Genomic DNA, 19,550 nt, shown 5'->3' on the forward strand with positions numbered 1-19,550 from the left:
CGGGACTTCCGGCACCGCCGCGCGAGGGGCTTCGCATGCTCAAGCCAGGAGACGTGGCACCGGACTTCACCGTCCGGGACCACACCGGCCGGACGCACCGGCTGGCGGACTACCACGGGAAGAACGTGGTGCTGTGGTTCTACCCGAAGGCGGACACCCCGGGTTGAACGGCCCAGGGTTGCGGGTTCCGCGACCAGAAGACGCAGTACGAAGAGAAGAACGCGGTGATTCTGGGAGTCAGCTTCGACACGTTGGAGGAGAACAAGGCGTTCGCCGAGAAGTTCGGGTTCAACTTCCCGCTGCTGAGTGACACGGACCGGAAGCTGGGGCTCGCCTATGGCGCCTGCGACGACGCGAAGTCGCCGAACGCGCGCCGGGTGGGCGTCATCATCGGCCCGGACGGGAAGGTGAAGGCGTGGTACCCGAAGGTGGATGCCCGCGCCTTCCCGCAGGAGGCGCTGAAGCAGTTGTGAGGCCGTACACGCCGCACCCGTGACACCGGGGCGCGTCCGGCTTCAACCCCGGGCGCGCCCTCCTTCCCGTGAATCGCCTGCGACGGCCGCCCGTGGTGGCAGGGCGCTGCGCGCGGGCTCACGACTTCGGCGCAAGCGCCACCGCCGCCGCGCCGCGCACCGGCCCGCGTGCCTCCTGGAGTACCGCCACCGCGCGCAGGGACTCGCGCTTCCAGCCAGTGGCGAGCGGCACGCGCACCTCGGACACGAAGCCACCGGCCGGGTCCGCCTTCGGCGCGGGCAGCGTCACCTGGGCGCGCACCACCGCCGCGTGCTCCAGCGTGCGGCCGGCATTCTCACCCCGCGTCACCCGGCTGGACAGGCCGTCCTCGGTGAGCGCGGCCCACAACTCGGTGCCCGCCGGGGGCGCCGCGTCGAGCCGCACGGTGAGCACCGCCGCGTCCCCGTCCACGCGCGCGCCGACGCGCAGGGGCACCTTGGCCTGCTTCGCCACGGAGGCGGCCTGTTCGCGCGCCTTCGCCTCGTCGCCCACGAAGCTGCGCTCCCCATCCACCACCATCTGCGGCGTGTAGACGCGGTTGTCGTCCCCGTTGAGCGCGTAGCGCCGCTGGCGCGCGCTGAAGGCGGGCGAGGCGTAGGGGTCCTTCCACCCGAGGTCGTCCCAGTAGTCCACGTGGAAGCCCAGGGGGATGAGCTCCACGCCTTCCACGGGCTGGGCCCGGGCGAGCCGCGACAGGGCGGCGTCGGCGGACGGGCAGCTCGAGCAGCCCTCGGAGGTGTACAGCTCCACCACGACGGGCGTGCGGGAGACGGGCGCCGCGGTGAGCAGCACCAGCGGCAGGGCGAGGAGCGCGGAGGTCATGTCCTGGTTACGCCCCCGAGAGGACCCGGGTTACACCGCGCGCCCGCCTGCCCGGCCACGGAGCCGGCGCGACACCTCGACGCCAGGGCCACACGGCCCGCTCAGGGAGCGTAGCTGCGCGTGGGCAGGCGCGAGCGCACGAGCACCGCCACGCCCGCCAGCACCAGCCACGGCAGGACGTGCGCGGACATCAGGTGGCGCACCGTCCCGTCCGGGCAGTGCAGGTGGAGGACGAGGAGGCTCACCCCGGCGGCGGACAGACCCGCGGCCAGCGCGCGCACGGGCTGGAAGGCGGAGCGGCACAGCAGCACGAGCGCGACGGCCAGCGGCAGCACGGACAGCGCCACCTCCGAGCCCATGCACCCCAGCATGCCCCGCATGGGCGGCCGTATCTGGAGCCCCGAGCCGCCCATCACCTGCACCGCCGCCACGCCCACCGCCGCCAGGGCCACCAGCGCCCACGGCACCCGCCGCCGCGAGGGCGCCAGCGCCAGGAAGGCGCCTCCACCCACCAGCACCAGCGTGAGCAGCGCCACCGCGGCCACCACCATCGGCGGGGCCTGGTTGCCCACGACGCCATCCCGGCTGAGCCAGGCCAGTCCCCCGCCCAATACGACTGCGTAGACGGCGAGCAGCACCAGCAGCTCGCGCCACCAGGGCGTGGGCTTCGGGTGCGCGGCCAATTCCTTCAGCGCGAGCTGGTGCGCGGCCTCCAGCTTTGGAGCCGGGGCCGTGGCGGGCGGGGCCGCCGGCATTCCGCCCAGCGCGTCGAAGCCACCCAGCAGGGCACGGCAGTCCTCACACGTGGCCACGTGCGACGTCAGCTCCGCGGGCAGCGGTCCTCCCAGCGAGTCCATCACCCGCGAGCACTCCGGCTTCATTCCGTGGTCTCCTGATGCAGGGCGGCGAGCAGCTCGCGCAGGCGCTCATAGCCGCGGTGGGCGCGGACCTTCACCGCGCTCTCGGTGAGGCCCATCGCATCGGCGACCTCCGCGAAGCTCATCCCCTCGAAGCGGTGCAGGAGGATGGGGACGCGCTGCCCCTCTGGCAGCTGGGCCAGGGCGCGCTGCACGGCCTGCTCGAGCCCGCTGTCCCGGGGGCCCGGGGTGTCGGCGGGGATGCTCGCGGGCAGCTCGCCCTCGGGTGTCAGCTCCTCCGGACGCCGGCCCCGGCGCTGGGAGTCGCGCGCCGCGTTGGTGGCGATGGCGTAGAGCCAGGGCTTGAAGCGCGAGCCGGGCTGGAAGCGGCCCCGGGCGCGCACCAGCGACAGGAAGGTGAGCTGGACCAGGTCCTCGGCCGTGGACGCGCTGCCCGTCAGCCGCGTGAGGTAGCCCTGCACGGGCCGGGCGTAGCGCTGGAAGAGCGCGTCGAACGCCGTGGAATCACCCTCCCGGAACCGCGCCATCAGCACCTCGTCGGACCTGTCGGCGACGGAGTCGCGCGCCGGGTCCTCTCCGGTACGCGCGGGCGTGGCATCGGGTTTCAGCGAGGAGGGCGGCAGGGGCACGCGCGAGGGACTCTACCCCGGGAATGCGTCACCCGGGGGATTCCGGCCGGGCCCGGTCAGCGGCGCTTGAGCAGGGACTGCGGGGCCGGCGCGGAGGTGGGCAGGTGGTCCGCGGCGGCGGCAATCGCCTCACGCACCCTGTCGCCAGCGACCTTGGCCGCGTCTCCCGCCGCCCTGGCCGCGTCCCCGGCCGCCGCCCGCGCCGCGACGAGCTGGGCCCGGGCGCCGGTGGCCCCCCAGAAGCGGGCGGGGGTGGCCAGCTCCGCGCGCTCCGCGTCCGTGTACTTCCGGAAGGCGTACTTCGTGGCCTCCGAGGGCGTGCGCAGCCCCTCCACCACGCCCACCCAGGAGAGCGCCTTCAGCGAGTAGTAGCTGAAGTCCACCTCCCACCAGAACCAGCCCTGGTTGGCGGTGTTCTGGTGGTAGTGGTGGTTGTTGTGCCAGCCCTCGCCCAGGGTGATGAGCGCCAGCAGCCAGTTGTTCCGGCTGGTGTCCGTCGTCTTGTAGCGGCGCTTGCCGAAGATGTGGCTGAGCGAGTTGATGGTGAAGGTGCCGTGCCACAGCACGGTGGTGCTGACGAAGAAGCCCCACACCAGCATGGAGAAGCCGCCGATGAAGTAGAGCGCCACCGCCAGCAGCACCGGCGGCACCAGGTGGAAGCGGTTGAGCCACACCAGCTCCGGGTAGCGCGCGAAGTCCTTGATGGCCTCCATGCGCGTCTCCCCGTACTTGTCGCAGAGAATCCAGTTCATGTGGCTCCACCAGAAGCCACGCTGGATGGGCGAGTGGATGTCCTCGGGCTGGTCGGAGAAGCGGTGGTGGTGCCGGTGGTTCGCCGCCCACCACAGCACGCCCTTCTGCGTGGAGGTGCTGCCCACCAGCGCCAGGATGAACTGGAAGACGCGCCCCGTCTTGAAGGCCCGGTGCGAGAAGTACCGGTGGTACCCCGCGGTGATGCCCCACATGCGGACGATGTACAGCCCCACACACACCGCCACGTCCACCGGCTTCGCGCCCACCCAGATGACGGCGAGGCACATCAGGTGCACGGCGAAGAAGGGGATGGAGGACAGCCAGTTGAGACGCTCGTTGTCCGCGGACAGGGCAGGGGAGGGTGTCTGCAAGGGAGCCTCGTGAGAGCGGGTCCGGGACGGAGCTCAACCAACCTGCTCGGTCCCACCCTGCATCAACACCCCCTCCTGTCATGGCACTGTCAGGAAACGGCGGTTTGGCGCAGCTCCATCAACCAGGCCTCGAAAGCCGGGTGCCCATGCAGGGGTGCCAGGTCCGCGTCCGAGGCGGCGTAGGCCCCGTCGTTGAACCCCAGCTCGGTGGCGCGGCGCAGCATCCGCATGGCCTCCGGCGCATTGCGCGCGCGGGCATGGGCGCACGCCGCGTCATAGGCGATGGTGGCGCTGGGGGTATGACGGAGCGCGGCCTCGCCCACGGCGGCGGCCTCGGAGAAGGCGCCCCGGATGAAGAGCACGCGCTCCGCGCAGGTGTAGGCCGCTGCGGGGTCCAGCCCCGGGAGCCGCAGCGCTTCCTGTTCGCGGCCCAGGCGGATGAGCGTGCCGGCATACTCGTGCAGCACCGTGCGGTCCGACGACGTCTGCCACGCCTGCTTCCACCACTCCACCGCGCGCGCGTCGTCGCCCACCAGTGAGAAGGCCGCCGCCACCGCGTGCGGCTCCACCGCGACGCCGCCCTGCACCTGGGAGAAGTGGTCCAGCGCGGGCCGGCCGTGGCCCTCCTTCAGTGCCACCCACCCCAGCAGGTGGTGCGCGTGGCTGGCGAGCTGCGGCGTGAGCCCCTCTTCCGTCTCCAGCACCTGGGCGCTCAGCCGCCGCGCGTCGTCCAACTGGCCCGCCTTGAGCGCGGCCTGCGCCTCGCGCAGCTTCTCCGCCAGCGGCCCCCGCAGCTTCGCCGTGTCCGCGCCCTTGTCGGTGCTGCGCAGCACCTCCGTCACGAGGCGGAAGGCCTGCACGCCGTACATGGCGAAGATGATGGTGAAGATCATCAACCCCGTCTTCAGCCCGAACACCACCGCGGCCACGCACACCAGCAGGGCCAGCCCCTGTGCCAGCAGCAGGCCGCGCCGGGGGCCCAACACCCGGGTCGCCAGCGTGGCGGTGATGTGTCCACCGTCGAGCGGCAGCACCGGCATCATGTTGAGCACTGCCCAGAAGAGGTTGGCGAGCGCGGAGGTGCCCAGGAAGAAGTCGAGCGCGGGCGTGCGGCCCTTGAGCAGCGCGTAGCCCGCCCAGCACCCCAACCCCAGCATCAGCCCGAAGAAGGGCCCGGCCGCGGTGATGAGCAGGTTGCGCTTCCAGGGCAGGGGGCCGGGCTGGTCATTGGGCAGCGTGTGGCCCCCCATCCAGGCGAGCGCGATGCTCGGCCGGTAGCCGAACAGCCGGCTGGCCAGGGCGTGGCCCAATTCGTGGACGAGCACGGACACGAAGACGATGAGCATCCAGGACAGGATGTAGACGACCATCGCGCTGGCGTGGCCGAGCGCGGGCGCCCCCGCCACCTGACGGAAGGGCCAGCCCGCCTGGGCCCCATCTATAGATGTCCAGGCAATCATCGCCGACACCAGCAGATGGCTCGGCTGGACTTCGACGGGAATGCCTCCGAGACGAAAGCGGAACATGGGGACGGACCTTAACCGTTGAGTCCCAGCCGTGCAGGCTGTTGCGCACCGCCTGCAAGCTCCTGGATGTTCCGCTAGGTTCCCCGCCCTTCATGCCGCAGCTCGGTCCCTACTCCCTGCCGAACCCCTACATCCTGGCCCCCATGGCCGGGGTGAGCGAGATGCCCTTCCGGGTCATCGCCTTCCGCCTGGGCGCCGCCCTCTGTCCCACGGAGCTCGTCAGCTCCCAGGGGCTGATGCGGGCCAACCAGCGGACCCTGAAGTACCTGCGCTACGACGCCGAGGTGGAGCGGCCGTACTCGCTCCAGATCTACGGCGGCGAGCCGGAGGCCATGGCCCGCGCCGCGGTGGTGGGCCGGGAGTCCGGCGCGCAAATCATCGACATCAACATGGGCTGCCCGGTGAAGAAGGTGACGAAGAACGGCGCCGGCAGCGCCCTCTTGTGCGACGTGCCCCGTGCCGCGGACATCGTCCGCGAGATTCGCGCGGCCACCGGGCTGCCCGTCACCTGCAAGATTCGCTCGGGCTGGGACGCGAAGAACCGCAACTACCTCCAGATGGCGGGTGCGCTGCAGGAGGCCGGCTGCGCGGCGCTGGCCATCCACCCGCGCACCCGCGAGCAGGGCTACTCGGGCCAGGCGGACTGGAGCGTCATCACCGACGTGAAGCGCCACTTCCCGGAGCTGCCCCTCATCGGCAACGGGGACGTGAAGACGCCGGAGGACGCGCGGCGCATGCTGGAGACGACGGGCTGTGACTTCGTGATGATTGGCCGCGCGGCGCTGGGCAACCCGTGGATATTCCGCGAGCTGCTGGGCGGCCCGCCCGCCACGCCCGCGGAGCGCTGTGCCCTGGTGCTGGAGCACCTGCGCGCGCACCTGGACTTCATGGGTGACCCGCTGGGCGCCGTGCGCTCCTTCCGCAAGCAACTGGCGTGGTACGCCCACGGCCTGCACGGCGCCGCCGCCTTCCGTGCGGAGGTGAACACGCTGGACATGCCCTCGGCCGTGGAGGCCTGCGTGCGCCGCTTCTTCGCCGCCGCCGACGCGGACCTCGAGGGCCCCGGCGAGGAGCAGGACGTGGACTACCGCGCGGCGCTGGGCTGACGCGTCCCTCGAACCGTCCGGATTCCAGGCACTTGCCAACCTGGATTCAGTCGGTGGCCCGGGTGGCTGTCCCCATCCGGACAGCGGCTACAGGCCCGGCGGAGACGCCGGGGGCACGAGCCGGTGGCTGGTGGCCACGCTCCGGAAGTAGTCGCAGGCGGGGGTGGGGCGGCGCTCCAGCGTGTCGAAGTCCACGTGGTAGAGGCCGAAGCGCGGGCCCCAGCCCTCCAGCCACTCGAAGTTGTCGAGCAGGCTCCAATAGAGGTAGCCGCGCACGTCCACGCCGAGCCGCCGCGCGGCGAGCACCTGGGCCAGGTGGGAATGGATGTAGTGGGGCCGGCGCGCGCCGCCGCGGTCATCGATGCCGTTCTCGGTAATCCACACCGGCCGCCCGTAGCGCTTCACCTCGCGCAGGGACTGGAGGAAGCCCTCGGGCCAGTCCTCCCAGCCGATGTCGGTGAGGCCGCGGCCGAGCGTGTCGCGGTACTTGAACTCGATGAAGGGCGGGCGCGGCACGAAGCGCAGGTGCGCGCGCGTGTAGTAGTTGACGCCGATGAACTCCACCGAGTCGCGCGCCGCGGGGATGTCCACGCGCGTGGAGGCCACGCCCGGCATGGTGACGCGCAGCTTCCCGGTGGCCAGCGCCTCGTGGAAGGCATGGTTGTAGGCCTGCGCCCCCAGCCGTACCAGGGCCCTGTCCAGCGGGTGCCACCACCGGTCCGGCGCGAAGGCGAGCGTGTTCTGGGAGATGCCCAGCTCCACGCGGCCCAGGCGCGACAGCAGCTCCTCGCGCGCGGCCGCGTGGGCGCGCACCAGGTGCTCCATCGCCCGCATGGTGCGCTCGCCGTCGGCGATGCCCGGCGGAATGGCGCCCTGCAGGTAGCCGCCCAGCAGCAGCACCATGGGCTCATTGAAGGAGATGACGAGCGCGTCCAGCCCCTCCAGCAGCGCCGCGCACTGGCGCGCGTACTGGCGGAAGGCGTCCACGCTGGCCGGCTGGTGCCAGGGCGTCTCGCGGTGGAACCACGTCGGGTGGGTGAAGTGGTGGAGCGTCACCACCGGCCTCAAGCCCCGCGCCTTCATCTTGAGGAGCCGCTCCCGGTACGCCTCCAGCGCTACACCGTCGTAGCGCCCGCGCTCCGGCTCGATTCGCGCCCACTCGAGGGAGATGCGGAACGCGGTGGCGCCCACCGCGCGCGCCAGGGCGTAGTCCTCCTCGTACCGGTGCCAGTGGTCCACCGCGCGGCCGCAGCGCGCGTCGGGCTCCTTCAGCTTCCCGGCCCGCTCCCACTCGGCCCAGTCGTTCTCGATGCCGCCCTCCACCTGGTACGACGAGGTGGCGACGCCGAAGGTGAAGTCCGCGGGGAAGGTCAGCGCATCGGTGCTCATGGTGGGGGCGCAACGTAGACCCCACCTCCCAACGCGAGAAGCGCCGCGTGCCGGGTCGCTCACGTGCCGCGAAGCCCGGCCCGGCGACGGCGCGGAAGTGGCTCCGACGCGTCCGGAGCCTGAAATTCGGCCTCGCGCGCGACGCGCGCATGCGCCTCGGAGTGTCCGCGAGGCACCGTTTCGGGCCTTCAAACCCGCCCGATGCCGAAAAATCGGCCTTGAAGCGCGTTGCAATACATCACCATGCGTTGACACACGCGCATGGCGCCCGTACTCTTCACTTCAAGCACTCACTCCCATCAAGAAGAGTGCAGGGTCCTGGTTGACGGGGCCAAATTCACTGAACCTGGAGGTTCTGATGGCTGCCAAGAAGAAGACTGCCAAGAAGGCCACGGCGAAGAAGACCACCACCCGCAAGACCGCGGGCAAGACCGCCACCAAGAAGGCGGCGGCCAAGAAGGGTGGCGCTCGCAAGGCCGCTCGCAAGGCTCCTGCCCGCAAGCGCGCGAGCAAGACGACTGCGGCCCCGGCGACCCCGGAGTCCTGAGCAGTACGCAGTCATGAGCGGACGTGAGTTGACGTCCGGTGAACGGCTCGGCGAAACCCGCCGGGCCGTTTTCATTTTCGGCCCTGGAGGCCCTCGTGTCGCTGCGTCCCGTGGAGCTGGAGCAGGTGGTGGCGGAGGTGGGAGCTCGCCTCACCGGAGCGGTGGCGCAGAAGTCCTGGTGCCCGCTCCCCCGCCTGGCCTACGTGGAGCTGCGAGTGCCCGGCCGCTCGGTGGTGCTGTGTCTGTGCGCGGAGGGCGACCTGGCCCGCGTGTCGGTGGCCGAGGAGCGCTTCCCCACCCCGGGTGAGCCCGCCCCCTTCCAGCGGTGGCTGCGCCACGAGCTGACCGGTTTCAAGCTGCAGGGCGCCCGCTGGCGCGAGGCCGAGCGCGTGGTGGAGCTGGACTTCGAGCGCGAGGACGTGCGCCGCCGCCTCGTCATGGAGCTGGGCGCTCCGGGCGGCCTGCTGCTGCTGAGCGACAACGGCCGCGTGCTGATGCACTCCGGAGAAGGCTTCGCGCAGCGCCGCAACCTCTACCCGGGCGCGGCGTGGACGCCCCCGGAGCCGCTGCCACCCGACGCGCTGGCGAAGGGCCGGAGCGCGCCCTCGCGCCTCGTCCCCGTGGAGGGCGATGACCTCCCGTACGCCCGGGCCGCGGAGCGCCTGCTGGGCGCGCGGGACAAGACGAGCCGCGCCGAGAGCATCCGCCGCCGGCTGGCGCAGCCGTACCGTGCGCGCCTCAAGCGCTCCTCCCGCACGCTGGAGAAGGTCCGCGCCGAGGCCTCGCGTGGGCCGGACGCGGAGAAGCACCGCGGCCTGGGCGAGCTGCTGGCGCAGAACCTCTACCGCCTCAAGCGCGGCGCCACCGAGGTGACGCTCACCGCGTACACGGAAGAAGGTGCGCAGGACGTGAAGGTGACGCTGGACCCGAAGCGCACGCCGAAGGAGGAGGCGGACTGGCACTTCCACCAGTACCGGCGGCTCCTGCGCGGCGTGGAGCAGGCGCGCCACCGCGAGGCGGAGCTGGCCCGCGAGGTGGGGCTGGCGGAGGGCGCGCTCGCCCAGATTGAAAAGATGGACGAGGCCGCGCTGCTCGCGCAGGCCGAGGTGCTGCATCTCTCCACGGGTGGCGAGGGCCCGCAGGAGGGGCGCCCCTTCAAGGAGTACCTGGGCCATGACGGGGCGCGCATCTGGGTGGGGCGGGGCTCGGAGGACAACGACACGCTCACCTTCAAGGTGGCGAGGCCGTGGCACCTGTGGCTGCACGCGCGCGGCGTGCCGGGCAGCCACGTGGTGGTGCCGCTCGAGAAGGCGCAGGAGGTGGCGCAGGAAGTCCTGCTGGACGCGGCGCACCTGGCGCTGCACCACTCGTCCGCGAAGGGCGAGCCGCGCGGCGAGGTGAGCTACGTGCCGGTGAAGTTCGTGCGCAAGGTGAAGGGCGCGGCGCACGGGCAGGTCACCTTCACGCGCGAGAAGACCTTCGTCGTGCGCATGGAGCCGGAGCGGCTGGAGCGGCTGCTCAAGTCGCGCCACGCGGAGGCGCCTTCGTCCACCTCCACGTCCTGAAGTCACCCCGGGAGTGCCCTGGCAGGCGGGCTTGCCACGCGCGCGGGCCGCACGGCGGGATGTGCGTCCTGCGGAATCCCGGGACGTTGACTTCCGGCGCGGTTGACGGGCTGACGGAGGGGAGGCAGGCGGCAGCCACCGGCCTTGAGTCCCCAGGGTTGGCGGGTACGATGGGCGGCCGAGTGACCCCCGAGCACCTCCGCCAGCAGATGTCCTTCTTCCCGCGCGGCATGTCCGCGGCCAACCGTGCCGCGACGGCCGCCGAGCCGCAGCCTCGGGACGCCACGCCCGCCCCCGTGCCGCCGCAGCCTCGGCCCCCTCCGCCGCGCAACCGCGTGGCCGAGGAGGCCCCGCGGATGCTCAACCTCACGCCCACGCGTGAGGAGCTGTGGTCTCGCGCCGAGGCGCTCGCCTGGCGGCTGAGCGCGGAGCTGGGGATGCCCGTGCGGCTGTCGGTGACGGACAACCGCTCCACCATGGTGTCCTTCCGCCGGGGCGCCAACGTGCTGCAACTGCGGCTGCACCACATGTTCCTGGACGCGCCCGAGCCGGTGGTGCGCGCGGTGGCGGACTACGCCGGCCGGGGCCACCGCGGCGCGGGTGGCGTGCTCGACGAGTACATCCGCGGCCAGCAGCCGCGCATCCGCCAGATGCGCCGCGAAACCGACGCCGACCTCAACCCGCTCGGCCGCTGTTTCGACCTGAAGGCGCTTTACGACGGCGTCAACGACGCCCATTTTCAAGGCCTCATCCAGGCCCGCATCGGCTGGGGCCGCATGCCGCCGCGCCGGCGCCGCAAGTCCATCCGCCTGGGCGTCTATGACCACCAGACGCGCGAGATTCGCATCCATCCCGCGCTGGACAGGCCGGAGGTGCCGGCCTTCTTCGTGGAGTTCATCGTCTTCCACGAGATGCTCCACCAACTCTTCCCGAGCAACGCGAGGGGCGGCCGCCGCGTCCATCACCCGCGCGCCTTCCGGGAGCGCGAGCGGACCTACCCCCACTACGCCGCCGCGCTGCGTTGGGAGCGGGAGAACCTCGGCGTGCTGTTGCGCGGGTGACAGCGCGCATCCGGCGGTGCGCGATTGACGCGACCATCGCTCCGTTGCTCGCTGGCTCATTTACCGTTTTACCGAGCGAAACCACCCGTGGAGCGTGCTTGACGCGTCCATGAGGTCCACCCATTCTCGCGAGCCCTATGCGAAGAGCGAAGATTGTCTGCACCCTCGGTCCCGCCAGTCAGAGCCAGGAGATGCTCGAAGCGCTCCTGGAGAACGGCATGGACGTGGCCCGCCTCAACTTCTCCCACGGCAGCCATGAGAATCATGCGGAGAACATCGCCAAGCTGCGGGCCGCCTCGCTGAAGGTGCGCAAGGCGGTGGGCATCCTGGGTGACTTGCAGGGCCCCAAGATTCGCACCGGCCGCTTCGTCAAGGGCAGCACGGAATTGAAGGAGGGGGGCACCTTCCACATCACCACCGACGAGACGGTGCCGGGCACGGACGACATCGTGTCCACCACGTACCCCTTCCTCGCGGCGGACGTGAATCCGGGGGACCGCATCCTGCTGGATGACGGCCTGCTGGAGCTGAAGGTGCTGGAGACGGACAAGCAGAAGCTCATCAAGACGCAGGTCATCCACGGCGGCGCGCTGAAGAACAACAAGGGCATCAACCTGCCCGGCGTGGCGGTGCGCGCGGAGGCGCTGACGCCCAAGGACCGCGAGGACCTGGTCTTCGGCCTCAAGGCCGGCGTGGACTTCATCGCGCTGTCCTTCGTGCGCCAGCCGTCGGACCTGGACGCCGCGCGCCAGGCCATGGCCGAGGTGGGCCGCACGGTGCCCATCATCTCCAAGCTGGAGAAGCCGGAGGCGATTGCCCGGCTGGACGCCATCCTCGACAAGACGGACGGCGTCATGGTGGCGCGTGGCGACCTCGGTGTGGAGATTCCCCCCGAGGAGGTGCCGGCCGTCCAGAAGGACATCATCCGGCGCTCCAACCTGCGCGGCCTGCCCGTCATCGTGGCCACGCAGATGCTGAACTCGATGATTGACAACCCCCGCCCCACGCGCGCCGAGGCGAGCGACGTGGCCAACGCCGTGTTCGACGGCGCGGACGCGGTGATGCTCTCGGGCGAGACGGCGAGCGGCAAGTTCCCGATTGAGTCCGTGCAGATGATGGAGCGCATCATCCTCGCGGCGGAGTCGTCCGCGCGGGTGCAGCCCCAGCAGCGCTACATCGAGGCGCCGCTCGGGTTGCCCCAGCACTTCCCGGACGTGATTGCGCGCGTGGCGTGCGAGGCGGCCAAGACGAGCGGCGCGACGCTGATTGCGGCCTTCACCCTGTCGGGCGTGACGGCGCGGCTGCTGGCGCACTACCGGCCGCCGGTGCCCATTGTCGCCTTCAGCCCCAACCAGGAAGTGCGCCGCCGGCTGGCGCTGCTGTGGGGCGTGGTGCCGCGCGTGCTGGAGCCCATCCAGGAGACGGAGGCCATGGTGCGGCGCGTGGAGGAGGAGCTCCTGGCGCGCGGCCTGGGCCGCAAGGGCGACCGCATCGTCATCGTCTTCGGAGCGCCCGTGGGCCAGCCGGGGAAGATCAACAGCCTCCGCCTGCACACCATCGGCTGAGCAGAAGTCCCGAGCGCGAAGCAGGGAGCAGGGGCCGGCGGGAAGTCACCGCGGGCCCCTTCTTCATTCTGGCTGCGTCAGCCCTGCTTCTTTTCGTGAATCGCGCGGCGGGGAATCTCCGCCTCGACGAAGACGGTGAACAGCTCCTTGTCGAGCTGGCCGGAGTCCGCCTCGCGCTTGAGGATGTCGAGCGCGAGCGTGTGGGGCACGGCCTTCTTGTAGGGCCTGTCGCTGGCGGTGAGCGCGTCGTAGATGTCGGAGATGGACATCATCCGGGACTGGAGGGGGATGGCCTTCTCGGCGCGCGGGTAGCCGGTGCCGTCCATCTTCTCGTGGTGCGCGTAGGCGATTTCCGGCACGCGGCGCAGCGTGCGCGTCCACGGAATCTGGGTGAGGAAGCGGTAGGTGTGCTCGACGTGGCTCTCGATTTCGCGGCGCTCCTCGGGAGAGAGGGTGCCGCGGGTGATGGAGAGCGACTGGATTTCGCGGGGCAGCAGCAGGGGCTGGGCCTGCCCGTTGGCGTCATCGAAGCGCAACTGGCCCAGCTCGTGGAGGCGCTCGAAGCCGCCCTGCGCGAGCACGGTGGGGCGGTTGCAGGTGAGGATGAACTCGAACACCTCGTCGAGCTTCTTCAGCTCGGTGGTGAGCAGCTCCTGCTCCTCGCCCTCGATTTCCGCGATGAACTTGTCGCCGCGGACCTTCACCGCCTCCAGCCGGCGCCGGTAGCTCTGGAGCTGCAAATCCTTGCGGGCGAGCTGGAAGCGGGCGCGCAGACCCTCCAGCTCGTGCGGGTAGAGCTTCTCCGCCTTGACGAGCACCGGCTCGCGCACGCCCACCTTGCCGAAGTCGTGCAGGAGCGACGCGTAGCGCAGCTCCTGCAGCTCCACGGGGGAGAAGCGCACGTGGGCGTGGGGGCCGGTGGACAGGTGCTCGAGCGCCTGGGCCAGCGACACCGTGAGGTCAGCCACGCGGCCGGAGTGGCCGGCGGTGGTCGGGTCTCTGGCTTCGATGGCGACGACGGAGGCGGAGACGAAGCCCTCGAAGAGGCGGTTGATTTCCTCGTGGAGGAGGGCGTTTTCAATCGCGCCGGCGGCCTGGGCACCGAGCGCGAGGAGCAACTCCTCGTCCTCGGCGTTGAAGCTGCCGCCGTCGAGCTTGTTGAGGGCCTGGATGACGCCCGTCACCTCGCCGTTGGCGTCGCGCATGGGGACGCAGAGGATGGTCTTCGTCTGGTAGCCGCTGGAGACGTCGAACGAGCGGTTGAAGCGCGGGTCCGAGTACGCGTCCGGGATGTTGATGACGGCGCCCGTCTGGGCGACCTGGCCGGAGATGCCGCTGCCCACCGGGAGGCGGATTTCACTCTTGGAGCCCTGGGCCACCTTGCTCCACAGCTCGTTGCGCTCGCGGTCCAGGATGAAGAGCGAGCAGCGGTCCGCCTCCACCACCTTGGTGGCCTCGAAGAGGATGAGCGGCAGGAGCAGGTCGAGGTCGCGCTCGGCGCTCATCGCCTTGGCGACATCCAGGATGGATGTGAGCTTCGCCAGGCGGCGGCTCAGGTCAGGGGTCTGTGGCTGGGCGGGCTGGGAAAGCACCGGGGCGGCTCCGGGTGAAGCGGCCAGCGGCCGCGAGGGCATCAGGGTTGTAGCACGGGCGACCGTACGACTGCCCGGGGGGCCCCACCTGCTCGGTCACCTGCTCCCTGGTGGACGCTGGCGGCCACGTTCCCCACACCCGGTGCGCGCGAAGCGGGTATGAAGCGCCGCATGAGCCGCCGCCCTGTCCGCATCGCTCCCTCTGTGTTGTCCGCTGACTTTGGCCGCCTCGCCGAGCAGGTCCGCGAGGTGGAAGCCGCCGGAGCCGACCTCATTCACGTGGATGTCATGGATGGCAGGTTCGTCCCGAACATCACGCTTGGCCCGGTCGTGGTGGAGGCCATCAAGCGTGCGGCGACGAAGCCGTTGGACGTGCACATGATGATTGTGGAGCCGGAGCGCTACGTGGAGGCCTTCGCGAAGGCGGGGGCGGACGTGCTGACGGTGCACGTGGAAGTGAGTCCGCACCTGCACCGGACGCTGCAGCACATTCGCGCCGCGGGGGCGAAGCCGTCGGTGGTGCTCAACCCGAGCACGCCGCTGTCGGCGATTGAAGAGGTGCTGGGCGACGTGGAGATGGTGCTCTTGATGAGTGTGAATCCGGGCTTCGGCGGGCAGGGCTTCATCGAGTCCACGGTGGACAAGGTGCGCCGGCTGCGGGCGATGTTCGACGCGCGCGGGCTGGACACGGACATCGAGGTGGACGGCGGCATCAACGCCGACACGGCGAAGCGGGTGGTGGCCGCGGGCGCCACGGTGCTGGTGGCGGGCAGCTACGTCTTCGGCGCGAAGGACTACGCGCAGGCCATCCGCTCGTTGCGGCCCTGAGGCGGCGGCGCGGAAGGCGCGCGCCGTCCGGGAGGCGTCAGGCGCGGGTGCGGGCCACGGTGGTGGCGAGGCGGGCGACGCGGGTCATGAAGGTGGGGTCGAAGGGCTTCACCTCGTAGTCGTCTGCGCCGAGCTCGAAGCAGACGTGGCGGGTGAACTGGTCCTCGACGCCGCTGAGGATGATGACCTTGCACTCGCGGGTGGCGGGGTCCTGCTTGAGCCTGGCGAGCAGGTCGCGTCCGTCGTGGTGCTGGTTGATGTCCAGGATGATGACGGCGGGCCGGTGCTGCCGGGCCAGCTCCAGGACGCGCTCCGAGGTGGTGTCCGAGATACACGTCAGCCCGGACCGCTTCGCCTCACGGGCGAGGGCTGAAACGATGAGGGCATCGTCATCGGAGATGAGAACGACGGGGGGCATCATGGAGTCGTGCTGCTGCAATGCAGTGTAACCTTTTCAGCGGGGCAGGAGGGGGCTGCAGTCCGGAAGTACCGGAATGTCAGGGAGTTGGGAAGGGGGAGATGGGGTCATGGCGGACTGCGGGGCAGGGTGGGCCGGAGTGCAGGGAGGCGGGAAGGGGGAGGAAGAAAAGGTGATCCGAGGCCGTTGACTCAGCCGGGCGGCTCGGGTACTACCGGCCGCACTTCGCCGGTCCCGAGAGGCAACCACCGGCGGACGGACATATCGGGGAGTGGCTCAGCCTGGTAGAGCACTTGGTTCGGGACCAAGGGGTCGCAGGTTCAAATCCTGTCTCCCCGACCATTCAAAGGGCGCGGAATCCTTGGAGAAATCCTCGGTTCCGCGCCCTTCGTTTTTCCGGGGCCAGGAGGCCAGCCGCAAGCGGAGGGGACTGGCCTCTGACGGCCGTTCGGGCCCAGGCCTTCGTTGTCCGTGCATGGGGCGGGGCTTGGACTTCTGCTCCATGGCGACCAAGGAAGACCTCCTCTCGGATATGCTGCGGCTCCCTCCCGAGGATCGCGCTGAGGTTGCCCACGAGCTCAGCAGCCCTCCACCAGCCCGGCACGGCCGAGCGCCCGGCGCCGCGGTTTGTGCTGGGTGACGTCAGGCGGGTGCTGCGTACCGTCCTTCCGAGGGAACAGCAGCTCCAAGGGGAGATGGCCATGGCTTCGCGCAGGAGGGGCACCAGCCCGACCGCGACGGGCAGCAGGTCCTCCCTGTTGCTCTTCGTCGTCTCGCCCGCGTGGGAGCGGCCAACCCAGAGGGTGCCCGCCGCGAGATCTGTGACAGTCCGGGGTAATGGATCGCTGCCGGTCACCCAAGCTGTTCGTAGCGGGGTCGGCCAGGCGGATCGCGCGCAGGGAGGCAGCCGGAGGGCCGCGCACCCCCTTCGCGGGCCACGGCCCTCCTGCGTCCGAGGGGGCAGAATGACGGAGGTTCTCCCGGCGCCGCCCTTCTACTACGCGGAGTCCTACCATCAGCAGTACCTGCAGAAGAACCTGGGCGGCAACTGCGGCGTCGGCGGCACCGGCGTGAACCGCCCCATCAGCGTGAGCGTCAGCGCCTGAGACGGACCCGGAGCCCGGCGTCATCAGGACATGGAGCCCCTCCGGCCACGAACCGCCCCCGCACGTCGTTTGCCTTCACCGCAGCCATCCCTCTCACGGGGTATGGCCGCGATGAAGCTCTGCGCGCAACCTCCTCCATCCGAGACACGGAGGAGCGTACTCATGAGGCTGGATCGCGTCGCCATCCGGAACTACAAGTCCATCAAGTCGCTTGAGCTGCGGATTCCCCAGAAGGAAGCACCGCGCCACGGCTCCGCGGACTTCCTCTCCATCGTCGGGGAGAACAACGCAGGGAAGTCCTCCATCATGGAGGCCATCCGGCTCGCATGCACCGCCATCATGAAGGCCATGCCGGAGCAGTTTCCAGGCAACGATTTCACCAGCGGGCCCATTGAAGTCGAGCTGGAGTTCGATCAGCTCACGGACAGGGACAGGGCGCTGGCCGCCCTCACCGAAAGCACCTTCTTCGAAGGCGGCCAGCAGCGCTACCGGCTGAAACGCATCTGGAAGGCTCCCGGAGTCGCTTCGGAGAACTGGGCATACACCCCGGGTCGTCCCCCGGAGTGCCAGCTCACGGGCTGGCCATCCACCAGGCAGACCCTCACCCTCAAGTCGCTCCGGACGACGTTGGGAGCGGATGAACTGTGGGCGCCGCTCCTCGCGCGATTCACGAATGACGCCGCATCGACCAAGGTCACCCTGGACCAGTTCATTGAAATCGCTCGTGAGCTCAAGTCCCCCTTGCTCGTCACCCGGCAGCAAGACGACTGGACTCCCTATGCAAGTGGGAGCACGACCGCTCTCGAAGCGGCTCTCCCCAACGTCGTCTATGTCCCAGCGCTTCGCGAAACGACCGAAGAGACGGACGTGGGAGCGAAGGCATCATCGATCCGCAAGATCGTGAACTCGCTGTTCGAGCAGCACCTGTCGAACCACGACCGCGTCGTTCAGTTCAAGAGGGCCGCGGCGGAACTCCAGGACCTCTTCGCCACGGAGGGCAAGCACCGGATCGTCGCCAGCATGGAGGAGAAGCTCACGGAGAAATTCAAGGAGCTCATCAACATCAGTGCCGAGCTCACGTTCAGCGCACCCGATGTGACCTCGGACCTCGCGAGCAGCACCCAGTTCCGGGTGCTGGATGCGGGGCTGTCCACGCGGCCGGACCACCAGGGACATGGCGCGCAGCGGTCCATCGTCCTGGCCTTGCTCCAACTCTACGTGGAGCAGAACAGGCAGAGCGCGTCGCGCGAGCATCAGCACATGCTCTTCCTGATTGAAGAGCCGGAGATATACCTGCACCCCGGGATGTGCCGGAGGATGCGCGACACGCTCCTGAAGATCGCGCGCAGCGGCATCGGTCAGGTCATCTGCACGACGCATTCGCCTGTCTTCCTGGACCTCGCGGATCGCCACGACGGCATCGTCATCCTTCGCAAGAAGGAGGGGCATCCCGTCGCCACGCAGCGCACCCAGGATGTGTTCGCGCAGTCCGAGGAGGACCACCAGCAGCGCGCGAGACTCCGGATGTTGCTCAACTTCGACCCGGCCGTGAACGAAGCGTTCTTCTCCGAGAAGGTCTGTCTGGTCGAGGGGGACTGCGAAATCGCGGCGGTCGAAGCTACAGCGAGGAAGCTCCACGCGCTCGGGGAGCTGGACCTGACCCGGTACCTCCTGGCGAGGCGTGCAACCACATTCATCAACTGCCGGGGGAAATGGACCATCCCGGCGTTCCAGAAGGTCCTCAATGCCTTCGGTATCGGGTATCGCGTCATCCACGACCGGGACCTGGGCGCAAACGCGGACCGGGCGAACGCGCAGATCGACGAACTCCTGACGGAGAACAGTCGCAGCCTCGTCCACGAACCCAACTTCGAGCAGTACATCTTCGAAGAGACCTGGACGACCGACAAGCCGTGGACCGTCACCCGGAAGATTGACGAGTCCACATCGCTCAACGACCGGCTCCTGAACCTCTTCGCCTTCGCGCTGGGACAGCCTCTCGCTCGGTTGAAGCCGGAGCCTGTGGTTGCCGCCGGCACGCAGGTCCCGCAGCAACGGCCTCAGGGGCCTGCTCGCCGCAACCTCCGGAACAGGCTCAAGGAGTACACGGTCCCCCACGAGGCGATTCAATCCGCACGCAAGTTGAATCAGATCTTTCGTATCGCCGCCGGTCTGAACGCCGCTCCGAGCCCGGAGCCGCACCTCCCATTCCAGACCATCGACGGAACGAAGATCGATGCGTTCGCCATCGTCACGGGTTCATCCATGGCGGACACGCTGCAGGACCAGGACATCGTGGCGCTCAGGTTCCTGAAGGGGGTCAACCTCGAGCCGGTCGACAACTCGGAGCCTCCGTCCAATTCCTCGTTGCCGCACATCATCGAGAACGATGGCATCTATGTACTGGCGACCAATGACTACATCGACCAGGGAAGCTACACCATGAAGCGCGTGCGGATCGCCACGCAGCCCGACGGAACCTGGAACTGCGAAATCCGCGCGGACAATCCAGAGACACTCTGGGGGCACCGGGGCCGTTTCAACATCCTGAGGACGGATCGGATCCACTTCGCGGCGCAGGTCATCGGGTTGGTCCGAAGGGAGGCACAGGAGCCCGCGGCGCCAGGGCGCGCGGAGTTGACCATCATCCCAACGGCCCACGACCAGGCGTTGAAGGCCGAGGACGCATGAGCTACCAGAGGTGCTCATAGGCCCCGGCGTCCATCCGATGTTGAGGCGCCTGGGGTTGCCTACCGTCCCCGGCCGCTGTCTCCGGCACGTCAGCCAGGGCGACAACTTCCCTGACACAGGGGGCAGGGGGCGCGCGGCCCTCGAAGCCTTCACCGCGCTCGGCACGTCAGCCGAGGCGACTTCTTCCCTG

Annotated in this window: 17 protein-coding genes and 1 tRNA gene; 10 read left to right on the plus strand and 8 right to left on the minus strand. The window is 69.7% G+C overall.

The window, feature by feature from the left end; translation table 11 throughout:
* Positions 1-35: 35 nt before the first annotated feature.
* Entirely contained in the window at positions 36-473 is a 438-nt protein-coding gene (locus OV427_RS29965; protein ID WP_267863505.1) for a peroxiredoxin, read from the plus strand.
* 118 nt (positions 474-591) lie between these two features.
* Here OV427_RS29965 and OV427_RS29970 read toward each other — a convergent pair whose 3' ends face one another.
* The 5 genes from OV427_RS29970 to OV427_RS29990 form a co-directional block, all read right to left on the minus strand.
* The gene (locus OV427_RS29970; RefSeq protein ID WP_267859613.1) at positions 592-1,335 is read right to left on the minus strand and encodes a DUF1223 domain-containing protein; all 744 of its coding nucleotides are present in this window, start codon (positions 1,333-1,335) and stop codon (positions 592-594) included.
* Between the two features lie 101 nt (positions 1,336-1,436).
* Complete coding sequence (locus OV427_RS29975) at positions 1,437-2,216, minus strand: DUF1109 domain-containing protein (protein WP_267859614.1); 780 nt, start codon at positions 2,214-2,216, stop codon at positions 1,437-1,439.
* Positions 2,213-2,842 (minus strand): RNA polymerase sigma factor, encoded by a 630-nt coding sequence (locus OV427_RS29980; protein ID WP_267859615.1) that lies wholly within the window; start codon positions 2,840-2,842, stop codon positions 2,213-2,215. The genes OV427_RS29975 and OV427_RS29980 overlap by 4 nt, the downstream gene beginning before the upstream one ends.
* A 56-nt stretch (positions 2,843-2,898) precedes the next feature.
* A complete protein-coding gene (locus OV427_RS29985; protein WP_267859616.1) occupies positions 2,899-3,966 on the minus strand; it encodes an acyl-CoA desaturase in 1,068 nt (355 codons plus the stop codon).
* A gap of 89 nt (positions 3,967-4,055) precedes the next feature.
* The gene (locus OV427_RS29990; RefSeq protein WP_267859617.1) at positions 4,056-5,492 is read right to left on the minus strand and encodes a TPR end-of-group domain-containing protein; all 1,437 of its coding nucleotides are present in this window, start codon (positions 5,490-5,492) and stop codon (positions 4,056-4,058) included.
* A gap of 92 nt (positions 5,493-5,584) precedes the next feature.
* On the opposite strand from OV427_RS29990, the gene dusB reads away from it, so the two are divergent.
* Positions 5,585-6,598, plus strand: coding sequence for a tRNA dihydrouridine synthase DusB (gene dusB, locus OV427_RS29995; protein WP_267859618.1), 1,014 nt, complete (start codon positions 5,585-5,587; stop codon positions 6,596-6,598).
* 87 nt (positions 6,599-6,685) lie between these two features.
* Here the strand turns inward: dusB and OV427_RS30000 are convergent, their stop codons facing one another.
* On the minus strand, positions 6,686-7,987 hold the full coding sequence (locus OV427_RS30000; protein ID WP_267859619.1) for a glycoside hydrolase family 1 protein: 1,302 nt from the start codon (positions 7,985-7,987) through the stop codon (positions 6,686-6,688).
* Between the two features lie 358 nt (positions 7,988-8,345).
* Here OV427_RS30000 and OV427_RS30005 point away from each other — a divergent pair, with 358 nt between their 5' ends.
* The 4 genes from OV427_RS30005 (at position 8,346) to pyk (ending at position 12,725) form a co-directional block, all read left to right on the plus strand.
* A complete protein-coding gene (locus OV427_RS30005; protein WP_267859620.1) occupies positions 8,346-8,534 on the plus strand; it encodes a hypothetical protein in 189 nt (62 codons plus the stop codon).
* Positions 8,535-8,629: 95 nt separating this feature from the next.
* Entirely contained in the window at positions 8,630-10,099 is a 1,470-nt protein-coding gene (locus tag OV427_RS30010; RefSeq protein WP_267859621.1) for an NFACT RNA binding domain-containing protein, read from the plus strand.
* A 170-nt stretch (positions 10,100-10,269) separates the two neighbouring features.
* Entirely contained in the window at positions 10,270-11,160 is an 891-nt protein-coding gene (locus tag OV427_RS30015) for a hypothetical protein (protein WP_267859622.1), read from the plus strand.
* Positions 11,161-11,297: 137 nt separating this feature from the next.
* Positions 11,298-12,725, plus strand: coding sequence for a pyruvate kinase (gene pyk, locus OV427_RS30020; RefSeq protein WP_267859623.1), 1,428 nt, complete (start codon positions 11,298-11,300; stop codon positions 12,723-12,725).
* 77 nt (positions 12,726-12,802) lie between these two features.
* Here pyk and OV427_RS30025 read toward each other — a convergent pair whose 3' ends face one another.
* Positions 12,803-14,317, minus strand: coding sequence for an HD family phosphohydrolase (locus OV427_RS30025; RefSeq protein WP_267859624.1), 1,515 nt, complete (start codon positions 14,315-14,317; stop codon positions 12,803-12,805).
* A gap of 171 nt (positions 14,318-14,488) precedes the next feature.
* On the opposite strand from OV427_RS30025, the gene rpe reads away from it, so the two are divergent.
* On the plus strand, positions 14,489-15,145 hold the full coding sequence (rpe, locus tag OV427_RS30030; RefSeq protein ID WP_267859625.1) for a ribulose-phosphate 3-epimerase: 657 nt from the start codon (positions 14,489-14,491) through the stop codon (positions 15,143-15,145).
* Between the two features lie 37 nt (positions 15,146-15,182).
* Here the strand turns inward: rpe and OV427_RS30035 are convergent, their stop codons facing one another.
* The gene (locus OV427_RS30035) at positions 15,183-15,566 is read right to left on the minus strand and encodes a response regulator (RefSeq protein ID WP_267859626.1); all 384 of its coding nucleotides are present in this window, start codon (positions 15,564-15,566) and stop codon (positions 15,183-15,185) included.
* A 262-nt stretch (positions 15,567-15,828) separates the two neighbouring features.
* Between OV427_RS30035 and OV427_RS30040 the strand changes: the two genes are divergently transcribed.
* The 3 genes from OV427_RS30040 to OV427_RS30050 all read left to right on the plus strand — a co-directional run bounded on the left by OV427_RS30040 (position 15,829) and on the right by OV427_RS30050 (position 19,360).
* Positions 15,829-15,905 (plus strand) — tRNA-Pro (locus OV427_RS30040).
* A 623-nt stretch (positions 15,906-16,528) separates the two neighbouring features.
* Positions 16,529-16,669: a peptide-methionine (S)-S-oxide reductase gene (locus OV427_RS30045; RefSeq protein ID WP_267859627.1), complete on the plus strand. Its 141-nt coding sequence runs from the start codon at positions 16,529-16,531 to the stop codon at positions 16,667-16,669.
* Positions 16,670-16,831: 162 nt separating this feature from the next.
* Positions 16,832-19,360, plus strand: coding sequence for an AAA family ATPase (locus tag OV427_RS30050; protein ID WP_267863506.1), 2,529 nt, complete (start codon positions 16,832-16,834; stop codon positions 19,358-19,360).
* Positions 19,361-19,550: the final 190 nt, after the last annotated feature.

Origin of the sequence: Pyxidicoccus sp. MSG2, assembly GCF_026626705.1 — a bacterium.
Classification (GTDB): Bacteria; Myxococcota; Myxococcia; order Myxococcales; family Myxococcaceae; genus Myxococcus.